The following is an 11,653-nucleotide window of genomic DNA, read 5'->3' on the forward strand; positions in this document are numbered from 1 at the left end:
CTTAACGAAGCCATTCTTTAAAGGCGGCGGTGCGACTCTGGCTGGTTTTTAGCTGAGCGCCACAAGTTAGCGTGATAGTTAGCGTGTTTTTACAATACCTTTGTAGGCTTTGTACGTGCTCACGTTGCACTAACTCGCTACGATTAATCCGAAAAAATGGATAATCAGCCAAAGCTTGTTCAGCCGCTTGCAGTGAGCTGAACGATAAAAAATGACGTTTCGCTTCACGGTCAAAAGCCATCACTAAGCCGCCATCAGCTTGAACGTGAGTAATCTCCCCTATATCAAGAAAATACACCTGTTGATGATGCTTGATCGCAAGCCGATGCTGCTTATATAAAGCGCCAGCGGTGGCATTCACAGCTTTAGGTTTAGGCACGCTAAGAGCACAAAATTTTGCCCAGGCTTGCTCTAGTTTCTGACTGTTGTACGGTTTAAGCAGGTAGGCTATACCCTGACTTTCAAACGCTTGCAGCAAAAAATCGTCGTAGGCAGTTATGAAAATAATCGGACAAGGCTGCGGCTGCTGCTGATACACCTCAAACACATTGCCATCGTTTAACTGAATATCCGAAAAAATCACCTGCACCTTATCTTGTGACGCTTGTTCGGTGAGCCACTGGCGAACCTGAGCCACACTTTCAAGCTCACGCACCACCCGAATAGACGCATCTAATTGGTTTAACAAACGTTTTAGTTTGCTGCGAGCTAATGGTTCATCTTCAATAATCACGGCGTTAATCATGCTAGCTAACCTCTGTTGAAGACTGGCTAACTAGAGGCACCCTCACACTGAAGCGTTCGGGCCCCGCCACAACCTGCACCGGGTAGCCGCACATATGGAGACACTGCTGAGAGAGGTTTGCCAATGCGGTACCATTATGCTGTTGCTTAGGTATACGATGAGCTTGAATCATGTTATCCACAATGAGTTCGTTATTCTGCAAATACACATGAATAACTAAAGGGTTATCCACATTGGCTTGGTTGTGAACTAAAGCATTTTCTAGCAAGATTTGTAAGCTAAAAGGGGGTAAACATAATCCCTCAACTTGCTCGTCATCAACATGCCACTCCAACTGATAATGAGGGCCTAATCTTGCTTGCATAAGCGCAAAATATTTTCGCCCAAACTCAATCTCTTGGGCTAAGGGTACCAAGGCATCACCGGTATGCTGTAAAGCTTGGCGATAGATATCAGCAAAATCATGTAAAAAGCCGCTGGCACGTTCAACATCAAGCACCATCAACTCATCTAAGGTATTCAATGAATTGAACACAAAATGTGGATTAAGCTGCGCTTTAAGCTGCCGAATATGGGCCTGAGCCAGCTGTTGCTCGTGCTGCTGTTGCGCCTCGCGTAATGCCGTTCGATATTGATTCAGGCTACGGCTGTGGGTATAGGCCAAGTACAAGCCACCAAAAAGTATCACGTTGATGAAGGCTTGCAGGTTACCTTGCAGCACTTGCAGTTGCGAGAAGTTACGATCAATATTGCCAAATAGAGCGGCTATGGCTAGCCCCAATCCGTTATAAAACAACAAATAAAGCACCACTGTGCTTACCGCAGCCATCGCATAGGTTGCGGCAGACGGCGGTGCCACCGGCTGTAGCTGGTGAGTAACGCCATCCGGGGCCAAACTGAAACGCTGCAGACTCATCCGCACCAAACTAAAAATAATCAGCGCAGCAATGAATTCAGCTACGGGGCCTTCTGGGGTAAAAGTATACCAAGACAGCATCCCGCTGCTTACACGGTTATAAATCACCAGCAAATAACACAACAAAAAGACCAGCACCAAAAAGGTGCGGTCTATTTGTAAAAATTGACACCAACGTCTTAGCATAGGGTCGGCCCTTATCTGTCAGAAAGCCTATTGCGGTGCCTGCTCGGTAGCAGCGCCAGCCGTCCACGAATGAGTAATTTCACCTGCGGCATTAAAGAACTGTAACTGCACTTCGTCCTGCTCGTCTACATAAAACATAGCGCGCGGCGACCCATCGCTGGCAAATAAGAATAAGCCGTTATTCGCTTGGCTCGTTTTTCCTAGCAGTACTCGTGTAGCGCCGCCTAAATAACCTTGCTGTTGATATTCCATGTATTTTTGTCGGCGTAATTGACGGTCTTCTATTTGCGCCAGTTCACGCTGAATGTCACGCACCTTTTGTTGTGTTTCTAACTCAGGACGGTCGTTAAAAGCTAATCCTGAGCGTACGATACGGCGCTCACCACGCTGCTCATCTACCGTTAATAATTGCATCACTTGGTCGCCATCGTACTTATCAAAAGTTAACGACATGCCCGCACTGTGACCCTGCTCGTTACGGCTGCCATCAAAAATAAAGCCACCAGCCTCCATGCCTTCTTCGTTGAAAAACAACATGCCTGCTCGTTTTTTACGATCTTCGTTAAGAATACGTCCGTTCACTTCTTCGGTTACCGGAAAGCGCTCAGTATTGGTCAGCAAAAGCTTAACGGTTCCGTCCGCTTCTACTACATTCAAACGCTCTACCGAAAGGGTTTTAAAATGCGCCGTTGTCGCAGGTTCTGCTGGTTGCTGAAGCAACTGCTGTGCACCTAAAGTTGCCGACAAAGCCAAACTAACTAAGCTAACGAGACCAAAAACTTTGACTTGAGTTTGTGTGTTCATGATTGATTCCTTGTGAGTTGTTGTGCTGTTGAGGGCAAGTATTAACGCCCCTACCTTCAACCCGCCAGCAACATCTCACCAGCTAAGGAATAATGCTGACGAACTAAGGAATCCAACCTAATCCCCCAGTTAATGAATGAAAATAATCCCTTGATCTTTTTGATTACAGGTGTAATCTCAAATCAAAGATTACATTTGTAATTGAGGATAACTGTGATGACTGAACCCGTAGAAATCTCTAATGCCGAGCTCGTTATTTTGAATGTATTGTGGCAACAAGCCCCGTTACTATCTGCTGATATAGTGCTGCGGGTGCAACAACAAGAAGATTGGCATGAGAAGACCATAAAAACGTTACTTAACCGCCTAGTAAAAAAAGGCGCATTGAGCTTTGAAAAAGACGGCCGCGCCTATCGCTACAGCCCCATCCTTGCACAGCAAGATTATCAACAGCGAGCCGGCTCAAAGCTCATTAATAATTTGTTTGCCGGTAGTGTCGCTGGGTTAGTTGCCGGTTTTGCGCAACAGGGTCAGCTTAGCGATCAGGATGTCGCCCAACTGAAGGCCATTATCGCTGAGTGGGAGCAACAAGAGGACTCGTCATGCTAACCTCCAGTGTTCTGCTCATAACCCTTTGCACCTCAGTGCTGTGCGTTATTTTCACCACGGGCCATCAGCGCCTGTTGCGTCACTTGGGGCCACGTTCCTTGTATCTACTTTGGGCTTTGGTGCCTATCAGTTACCTAGCTATTGTTGCTGGCCCTTGGCTTGGCGAAAGCCTCTACTGGGTTTTACAAAAGCTTGGTTTGAGTACCGCTGCACAGGCCCTACAAAGCTATACCGCCCTTTGGGCTACCCCTACTGAGCTAGTTAGTAAGAAGGATGCTTGGATGCCATTAATTAGTGGCGTTTGGCTGCTAGGCGTAGCTCTTATGCTGAGCCTTATTGGCTTGGGGCAATGGCGCTTACAGCAGCTACCCAAGCAGAACCGATTGGGCCTTACTGTGGCCACTACTGCGCCCGGAACAAGCCCCGGCGTATTTGGTTGGTGGCGTCCAACCTTGCTATTACCCACGGATTTTAATAAACGCTACAGCACTCTCGAGCAACGATTAATACTTAGGCATGAGCTGACTCATTGGCGGCGTCATGACACGCAAGCCAATCTGATCGCTTGGTTGTTGCTCAGCGTGCAGTGGTTTAATCCATTGGCTTGGCTTGGTTATCAGCGCTTTCGTGCCGATCAAGAATTAGCCTGTGATGCTGATGTGCTTAGTCAGCATCGCACCTCACCGCAGCATGGGGTTGGCTATGCCCATGCTTTACTCAAAACCAGTACTAACCGAGCTTGGGGTGGCCCTGTCGTGAACCCTTGCAGTACTCATTACGGTTATCAACAAGGGAGATTTAATCTCATGAAAGAACGCATTCAAACACTACAGCAGCACCACCCCTTACGAAAGTTCCCCCTAGTGCTTGCTGCCGTGGGAATGGTTAGTGCAAGTATGCTCTGGCATACGCCAGCTATTTCCACACCAACCCAAGCTGCGGCTGCAGAAACCATCACACCGATTGTCCGTATTAATCCTCGCTACCCCGAAGCGGCAGCAGCCGAGGGGATTGAAGGCTATGTTGAGGTAGAATTTCGGATTGGAAACGACGGCAAGCCGGTGGATATTAAAGTGCTGAAGTCACAACCAGAGGGCGTGTTTGATGATAATGTTATCGCCGCATTACAGCGCTGGCGGTATGTTCCTGGCAAAACCGACCAACCTCTGCAACTACGAATTGACATGCGCTTACCCTAAGCGCATGTCATTCAGCTAGCCTAGGCGTTAGGCTTCATGGTACCTATTTGCTCGAAGCGCTCGTGCCAGCTTAACGCCTCATTCAGCAAGTGCGGTGTGTGCATGCCACGGCCACTCGCACAAGCCCGCTCAAAGTAATCTAATAACTGCTCTTTAAAATCAGGGTGGGCACAGTTATTGATGATAGCTAAAGCCCGTTGACGCGGAGCTAACCCACGTAAGTCAGCCAAGCCTTGCTCAGTGACGATAATTTTAACATCGTGCTCCGTATGATCGACATGCGACACCATTGGCACAATCGACGAAATTTTGCCGTCTTTCGCGGTAGATGGCGACATAAAGATCGACAAATAGCCATTTCGGGCAAAGTCACCTGAGCCACCAATACCGTTCATCATGCGCGTGCCCATTACGTGGGTTGAGTTCACGTTGCCATAGATATCCGCTTCAATCATGCCGTTGGTAGCAATAACCCCTAAGCGCCGTGCCACTTCAGGATGGTTACTAATATCTTGTGAGCGCAGCAGAATTTTTTGGCGATAAAATTCGATATCTTTATCAAACTCTTCAATGCCTTCAGGGCTTAATGAAAAAGCCGTAGCCGATGCCATGGCTAAGGTGCCCGACTTCAACATTTTTAACATGCCGTCTTGAATGACTTCGGTGTATGCCGTTAGATTTTTATAAGGACCACTATCAAGCGCCTCCAACACCGCATTTGGGATGTTGCCCACGCCTGATTGCAACGGCAACAGGCCTTTTGGCAAACGACCCAATTTAATTTCACGGTCAAAAAACTCGAGAATATGTTCGGCAATCTTACGCGACGCGTCATCTGGCTTTTTAAATGGCGTGTTACGATCGGCAGCATTCGTCTCAACAACCGCCACCACCTTCTCAATCGGACAGCGTAAATAAAGCTCGCCAATGCGCTGGCCCGGTTCAGTCAACATAATCGGCTTACGGTTAGGCGGTAACGCCGCACCATAATAAACATCATGCATGCCTTCCATGCGTGCGTTTTGCTTATGGTTAACCTCAAGAATGATTTTATCAGCTTGCTCAATCCAGGTTTTGTTGTTGCCCAGCGACGACGAGGGGATCAGTGAACCATCTTCACGAATACCTACCACTTCAATAATGGCGATATCCATCTTGCCAAAAAAACCTGACCAAGCGTATTGAGCTACTTCAGAAAGGTGATAGTCAGCATAATTCATGGTGCCATTATTGATGCGTTCGCGACAAATAGGATCGCTTTGAAACGGCAAACGCATTTCGATACCATCTACTTCTGCCAGCTTGCCATCTAATTCAGGCGCCGTTGAAGCTCCGGTTAACACATTAATGCGAAAGGGCTTACCTCCAGCCGCATTATGCGCTTTAATTCGCTCAGCGAGGGCACCTGGTACGGCTTTGGGATAACCAGCGCCAGTAAAGCCACTCATCCCTACGTTGGCTCCTGCAGGGATCATGGCCGCAGCGGCTTCAGCAGTAGTCACCCGTTGTTGTAACGCTGGACATAAAATTCTAGACTCTGTAGACATAGTTGTACCTGTATTGTTAACTCACAAGACTGCATTCTTTGCTAATTAATGGCTATGCAGGTATTCAAAGCGCGCTATTCTACGCCTTATTGTAGGGGTTTAGGTTGGTCTTAGACTAAAGTCTAACACCGCGCACCGTGGTAACTAAGGCAATCACCATGACCATGTTTCGAGTATTTTTGTTATCACTATTATTGTTTTGCTGTGCAGCATGCACAGGCTTACCTGATCTAACTCAGCGCGAAGCCAGCTACGCTTTCAACTTGGCACAAACTCAGCATAGTCGTTTGGGGCAACGCATTCTTCCTGTACTAGAGGAGCACTTAGCCACAAGCTCTTCGCAACAAAGTGCCGTGGTGATGTTAGCCGATGCAGAACAAGCACTCGCAACCCGCTTACTGCTAACTGCGCAAGCAGACGTAAGTCTTGATCTGCAATACTATATTTGGCGCAACGATAGCTCAGGCCAACAATTACTCGAGGCCATCTATGCTGCAGCTGAGCGTGGGGTACGGGTGCGCTTGCTGATGGACGATTTACATTCGCGTGACGCCGATGCCTGGTTTGCCTACCTCAATCAACACCCTAATATTCAGGTACGCTTATTCAACCCTTTTATTCCACGTTTTTCGCGTGCTCTTGGGTTTATGTTTGATTTTTCGCGAGCCAATCGGCGCATGCACAATAAATCATTTACTGTTGATAATTTGGCCACCATTGTCGGTGGCCGCAACATAGGTAATGACTATTTTGATCGCTCCGATGGTTTTTACTTTGCCGACCTTGATGTACTCGCCATGGGGCCGGTTGTTAATGCTGTTTCAGACGATTTTGATGAGTATTGGAATAGCGATTCGGCTTACCCCTACGAATTCTTTCACCCACAGGCCAACAACCCGCGGCAGGGCCCTCCTGATAGCAACATGGCGGCGTTAGTGACACCACAGCAGGTTAGCCTAGACAATCTTATTCAAGCTGAGCGCTGGCAATGGGCTAACGTCGCCATGATCAGTGACAGCCCCAACAAAGGGCTAGGTACGGCATCGCCTGAAGAACTTATAACCGACGCCCTCACCCGCGCCATAGGTTCGCCTGAACAACAACTCCTCTTGGTATCACCCTATTTTGTGCCTACTGCAGCTGGCGTAGATGCCCTTGCCACCATCGCCGCAAAGGGCGTTGAAGTAAAAGTACTCACCAATGCCTTTGCCACCACCGATGTGGCGATTGTTCATTCAGGTTACGCCAAACGGCGACGCGCTTTATTAGAAGCTGGTATTCAACTGTTTGAAATGCGCCCCAGTAATGGCAGCTCTGATCCCACTATAACCGGCGCATTTTCTAGTTCAGCTTCCAGTTTGCATGCCAAAACGTTTGCCGTAGATCAGTACCGTATTTTTGTCGGGTCATTTAATTTTGACCCGCGTTCGGCTAGGTTGAATACTGAGCTTGGATTTATTATTGATAGCCAGCATCTAGCGACACAACTCGCTGAAACATTTACCAATAACGTACCCTACAGCAGTTACCAGGTGCTGCTAGACGAAGATGGCCACATGTACTGGTTAGAACGACGTCCTGAAGGCAACATCAGACATGATCAAGAACCCCAAACCAGTTGGTTTCAGCGCTTTGCCGCCGGCTTTTTTGGCTTGTTGCCGATTGATTGGCTGCTGTAGGGGCGAACAGCTAGATAGTCGTGCCTGTCAAAGCAGAGTGAACGCTCCTATACTATTTATCGTATATTGTCGCATCTAACCCTGTATTGAGCGTATTTTGCTAGCGCAAGAGTTAGACAACTAGGCACATTAGAAGCACGGTAAGATAAACTAATACAACAGCCAGGGACTCTTATGAACACATCTATGCGTACCCCAACCAAGCGCAAATGGCTACCAGCTTTAGCTCTTGCCCTAAGCAGTGGCAGCTTGGCGTTCAGTGTCGGCGCGATTGCAGCGCCAGAGCAACAGCAGCCCGAAGCTGCCGAACAGCAAAAGTTACATGATATTGCCGCCCACATAAACGCTGACAATATTGAACGTGATATCACCAAACTAGTCAGCTTTGGCACCCGCCACACCCTTTCTGAAACTGCATCAGACACCCGTGGTATTGGCGCTGCCCGACGTTGGATAAAAGCCGAGTTTGAACGCATCTCAGCAGACTGTGGCGGTTGTCTTGAGGTCTACTTTCAAAGCCGTGTGATCAGCGGTGAACCGCGTATTCCAGACCCTGTTGAAGTAGTCAGCGTCATCGCTGTGCAACGTGGCACTAGCGATCCTAACCGGTACGTTATCATGTCGGGTGATATCGACTCACGCGTTAGCGATGTGATGGACTACACCTCTGATGCCCCTGGTGCCAACGATAACGCCTCAGGCGTAGCTGGTACCCTCGAAGCCGCCCGAGTACTAAGTAAGTACCAATTTAACGGCAGTATCGTTTACGCTGCATTAGCTGGCGAAGAACAAGGCTTATTTGGTGGCCGGATTATGGCTGAGCAAGCCCTCGCCGATGGCTGGTTTATCGAAGCCGTATTAAACAACGACATGATTGGCAACATCGAGGGCATTAACGGTGTGATAGATAACACCACCGCCCGCATTTTTGCTGAAGGTACGCGCATGGATGAACAGCCCAACGAGGCTAACCGGCGTCGCTTTACCGGTGGCGAGGTTGATTCACCTACCCGCAACGTGGCGCGCTACATCGACCAAATCGCTGATCGCTACATTCCAAACTTAGACACCATGGTGGTGTATCGATTAGACCGCTTTGGCCGCGGCGGCCATCATCGCCCATTTAACGATTTAGGTTTTCCGGGTGTGCGCATTATGGAAACCAACGAAAACTACAATCGTCAGCATCAAGACCTCCGCACTGAAAATGGCATAAAATTTGGCGATACCCTAGACGGAGTCGATTTCGACTACGCCGCAAAACTGACCGCGCTAAATGCGGTATCATTAGCAAGCATGGCATGGGCCCCAGCACCGCCAGCTAATGTTGCTATTGCCGGTGCTGTGCAACCAAGCACCAGCCTCAGTTGGGACAAGATACCAGGCGCTGCCGGCTACAAAATTTACTGGCGCTATACCGATCAGCCACAGTGGCAATTTAGTCGCTATGTAGGCGATGTTACTCAATTCACCTTAGACAACGTGGTGATTGATAATTACTTTTTTGGTGTTGCTAGTATCAGCGCAGATGGCTATGAAAGCCCAGTCGTCTATCCTGGCCCGGCGGGCGCCTTCCGTGTAGGTCGCGATAACTAAGGAACCAAGCTATGGCACGCGCACATGCTCTGCATATTTTAGTAAAAACCCGTGAAGAAGCGGAAAAACTAAAGCAGCAATTGGCCAGCGGCAAGAAATTCGCTGACCTTGCACGTAAGCACTCACTTTGCCCCTCCAGCAAAAAAGGCGGTGACTTAGGTGAGTTTGGGCGCGGCCAAATGGTGCCAGAATTCGATAAAGTGGTGTTCGGCAAGCCCACCCTAGAAGTGCATGGCCCGATTAGAACCAAATTTGGTTGGCACTTGATAAAAACGCTGTCGAGAAGTTAAAAACTACTGACCAGAGGGCCGTTCGGTAGCTGGCGGCTGTTCTGGTCGCGGCATGGCCCAGTAATACATGACGATTAGTATCCCAAAAGGCACCAACATCATCAGTTGCCACCAAGGGCTCTGCCCTGCATCGCGCAGACGGCGCGTAGATACGGCTAAAAACGGCAACAACAATACAATAGCCACCATGCTCATTAAAACCGGATGAATGAACTCCACTAAACCCAGCACCAACACAAAAAGCACAAAGAACCACCAAAACTCATAACGTGTTGCGCGGCCACTAAAGTCATCAAAATTCTGCAAACTCTCCCAAACGCTTTGCAGCACAGCATTTTTTACAGGGGCACTATCGCTACCGGCCAACTCATCAACCGACACTTCAAACACTGCGGCCAAGGCTTTAGCGGTTTCTAACGAAGCAGTACCGCGTGTTTCTATGCGCTGAATAGTACGCAGGTTAACACCGCACATTTCGCTGAGTTGTTCTTGCGACCAATTACGCTCGGCACGTAATTGCTTTAATCGGTTTGAATTAATGTTCATGATGCGTATTCCACAAAATAGTTAGCCACAAGTTACCACATTCAATGAAATTAACTACGGCATCTTTACGGCACACAAGGTGGCGGCTGGTTTTGTATAAATCAAAAGTCATTTAATTTATGTTTATCATAAAATATTTATTGCAAAACGTTTATTTCGCGTCTATTTTATAAACACATCAATTTGGAGATAAACCATGGATAACACCAAATACAAACTCGCCGGCATTGCCGCTATAACCCTCGCGGTATTGTTTCCAATTTATTGGATAGCCACTTTCGGATTTATTATCGATAACGCTGAAATGGCCTTCCGCGCTGATTTTCTTGAACTGAGTGGTTGGGATATTTTATTTGTGGCCATCGGCGCACTCGAAATTTACGTGTATTTCAGCCTTAGTAAGTACTTTCGTGACCAAATTGGCGGCGGGTTGATTGCCAATATGCTGTTGGCCATGGCGTTTTTTGTTGCCCTATTTCATAGCACAGTTGCCGTTGATATTTTGCTTGGTTTGGGCTTATTTCCCAGCATAACGGAAACCATCATTGACGTAACCTTAGTTGCTGGCATTGTGTTTTTATTTCTCTATTGTTTTGCACTTATTGGCATGTGCTCAGCTATGCTTGCGCGTTTTATTGCGCTACCCACCACGCTCAAACTATTTGCGGTTGGCATGCTTATTGCCGCAGTACTGCAATTAACGCTTGTACTTGCCGTGGTTAACATCGTTTTGTTTCCGGCGCTGATGTTACTATTGGCTTATCATTTTTTAACCGACGAACACGCTGTCGAAGTAGTTTAATATGGCCATTCAAATTAACTTAGATGTTGAATTAGCCAAAAACAAAATGTCGCTTACCGAACTATCTGAGCGCGTTGGTGTGTCCATGACTAATTTGTCGCTGCTGAAAACAGGCAAGGTAAAAGCTATTCGATTCAGCACATTAGAATCAATTTGTCGTGAGCTTAACTGCCAGCCTGGTGATATTTTGGTGTATCTTGACCAATAAAAGGACGAAACATGAGCAAGCTAAATAAAACCATTGCTGCGGCGCTAGCTGCGGGCATGTTAACCACCGCCGCTGCAGCCGATCGCGAAGCCGTGTTAAGTTTTGGTGGAGTATTTTTTAAAGCGGAAAACCCTGCAGCGTTAGCCAAATGGTATGAAGAACATTTAGGCGTAAAACAAAAGCCTAAAACCTACGAAGAACAGCCATGGGTGCAGGCCGGTGGCAGCACAGTGTTTGGTGTGTTTAATAGCAAAACCAAATATTTTGGTGCTGACGTTCAGCAATTTATGTTTAACTTTCGGGTCCGCGACTTAGATGCCATGGTGGCTCAATTGCACGAAGCCGGCATTGAAGTGAAAGTTGACCCGGAAACTTACCCCAACGGCAGATTTGCGCGCTTAGCAGACCCTGAAGGCAATCCCATTCAGTTATGGCAGGAAATGACGCCCGAGCCGGCCACAAACCAATAAACTATTCGTCGCCCTATTCGTCGCCCTATTCTTCACCTAAAAAGCGGGGGTAAGCG

Annotated in this window: 13 protein-coding genes; 8 read left to right on the forward strand and 5 right to left on the reverse strand. The window is 47.9% G+C overall.

The features are described 5' to 3' along the window. Window position 1: 1 nt before the first annotated feature. From ACQ661_RS08660 to ACQ661_RS08670, 3 genes are read right to left on the reverse strand one after another with little or no spacing between them, the layout of a single operon-like run. Complete coding sequence (locus ACQ661_RS08660; protein WP_431668166.1) at window positions 2-745, reverse strand: LytR/AlgR family response regulator transcription factor; 744 nt, start codon at window positions 743-745, stop codon at window positions 2-4. Window position 746: 1 nt separating this feature from the next. Further along, window positions 747-1,847 carry a sensor histidine kinase gene (locus ACQ661_RS08665; protein ID WP_313933176.1) on the reverse strand — a complete coding sequence of 367 codons (1,101 nt, stop codon included), beginning with the start codon at window positions 1,845-1,847 and terminating at the stop codon, window positions 747-749. A gap of 27 nt (window positions 1,848-1,874) precedes the next feature. Beyond that, window positions 1,875-2,651 carry a hypothetical protein gene (locus ACQ661_RS08670; protein ID WP_313933177.1) on the reverse strand — a complete coding sequence of 259 codons (777 nt, stop codon included), beginning with the start codon at window positions 2,649-2,651 and terminating at the stop codon, window positions 1,875-1,877. Between the two features lie 216 nt (window positions 2,652-2,867). On the opposite strand from ACQ661_RS08670, the gene ACQ661_RS08675 reads away from it, so the two are divergent. Beyond that, on the forward strand, window positions 2,868-3,260 hold the full coding sequence (locus ACQ661_RS08675) for a BlaI/MecI/CopY family transcriptional regulator (protein ID WP_313933178.1): 393 nt from the start codon (window positions 2,868-2,870) through the stop codon (window positions 3,258-3,260). Beyond that, a complete protein-coding gene (locus tag ACQ661_RS08680; RefSeq protein WP_431668167.1) occupies window positions 3,254-4,459 on the forward strand; it encodes a M56 family metallopeptidase in 1,206 nt (401 codons plus the stop codon). The genes ACQ661_RS08675 and ACQ661_RS08680 overlap by 7 nt, the downstream gene beginning before the upstream one ends. Window positions 4,460-4,479: 20 nt before the next feature. Here the strand turns inward: ACQ661_RS08680 and ACQ661_RS08685 are convergent, their stop codons facing one another. Next, on the reverse strand, window positions 4,480-6,006 hold the full coding sequence (locus tag ACQ661_RS08685; protein ID WP_110075578.1) for an acetyl-CoA hydrolase/transferase family protein: 1,527 nt from the start codon (window positions 6,004-6,006) through the stop codon (window positions 4,480-4,482). A gap of 158 nt (window positions 6,007-6,164) precedes the next feature. Here ACQ661_RS08685 and ACQ661_RS08690 point away from each other — a divergent pair, with 158 nt between their 5' ends. The 3 genes from ACQ661_RS08690 to ACQ661_RS08700 all read left to right on the forward strand — a co-directional run bounded on the left by ACQ661_RS08690 (window position 6,165) and on the right by ACQ661_RS08700 (window position 9,571). Beyond that, complete coding sequence (locus tag ACQ661_RS08690; RefSeq protein WP_431668168.1) at window positions 6,165-7,685, forward strand: phospholipase D family protein; 1,521 nt, start codon at window positions 6,165-6,167, stop codon at window positions 7,683-7,685. A 174-nt stretch (window positions 7,686-7,859) separates the two neighbouring features. After that, entirely contained in the window at window positions 7,860-9,281 is a 1,422-nt protein-coding gene (locus ACQ661_RS08695; protein ID WP_431668169.1) for a M28 family peptidase, read from the forward strand. An 11-nt stretch (window positions 9,282-9,292) separates the two neighbouring features. Beyond that, window positions 9,293-9,571 carry a peptidylprolyl isomerase gene (locus ACQ661_RS08700; RefSeq protein ID WP_153826947.1) on the forward strand — a complete coding sequence of 93 codons (279 nt, stop codon included), beginning with the start codon at window positions 9,293-9,295 and terminating at the stop codon, window positions 9,569-9,571. A gap of 3 nt (window positions 9,572-9,574) precedes the next feature. Here ACQ661_RS08700 and ACQ661_RS08705 read toward each other — a convergent pair whose 3' ends face one another. Then, a complete protein-coding gene (locus tag ACQ661_RS08705; protein ID WP_202912512.1) occupies window positions 9,575-10,117 on the reverse strand; it encodes a DUF805 domain-containing protein in 543 nt (180 codons plus the stop codon). A 196-nt stretch (window positions 10,118-10,313) separates the two neighbouring features. Between ACQ661_RS08705 and ACQ661_RS08710 the strand changes: the two genes are divergently transcribed. Genes ACQ661_RS08710 through ACQ661_RS08720 form a run of 3 tightly spaced genes read left to right on the forward strand, consistent with a single transcriptional unit; the run spans window position 10,314 to window position 11,597 of the window. Then, entirely contained in the window at window positions 10,314-10,919 is a 606-nt protein-coding gene (locus ACQ661_RS08710) for a hypothetical protein (RefSeq protein ID WP_153826948.1), read from the forward strand. Window position 10,920: 1 nt separating this feature from the next. Beyond that, on the forward strand, window positions 10,921-11,127 hold the full coding sequence (locus tag ACQ661_RS08715; protein WP_313933186.1) for a helix-turn-helix domain-containing protein: 207 nt from the start codon (window positions 10,921-10,923) through the stop codon (window positions 11,125-11,127). Between the two features lie 11 nt (window positions 11,128-11,138). Next, a complete protein-coding gene (locus ACQ661_RS08720) occupies window positions 11,139-11,597 on the forward strand; it encodes a VOC family protein (RefSeq protein ID WP_313933187.1) in 459 nt (152 codons plus the stop codon). The last annotated feature ends 56 nt before the right edge of the window (window positions 11,598-11,653 follow it).

The sequence above is a fragment of the Pseudidiomarina sp. WS423 genome, assembly GCF_050750165.1.
Classification (GTDB): Bacteria; Pseudomonadota; Gammaproteobacteria; order Enterobacterales; family Alteromonadaceae; genus Pseudidiomarina; species Pseudidiomarina fusca.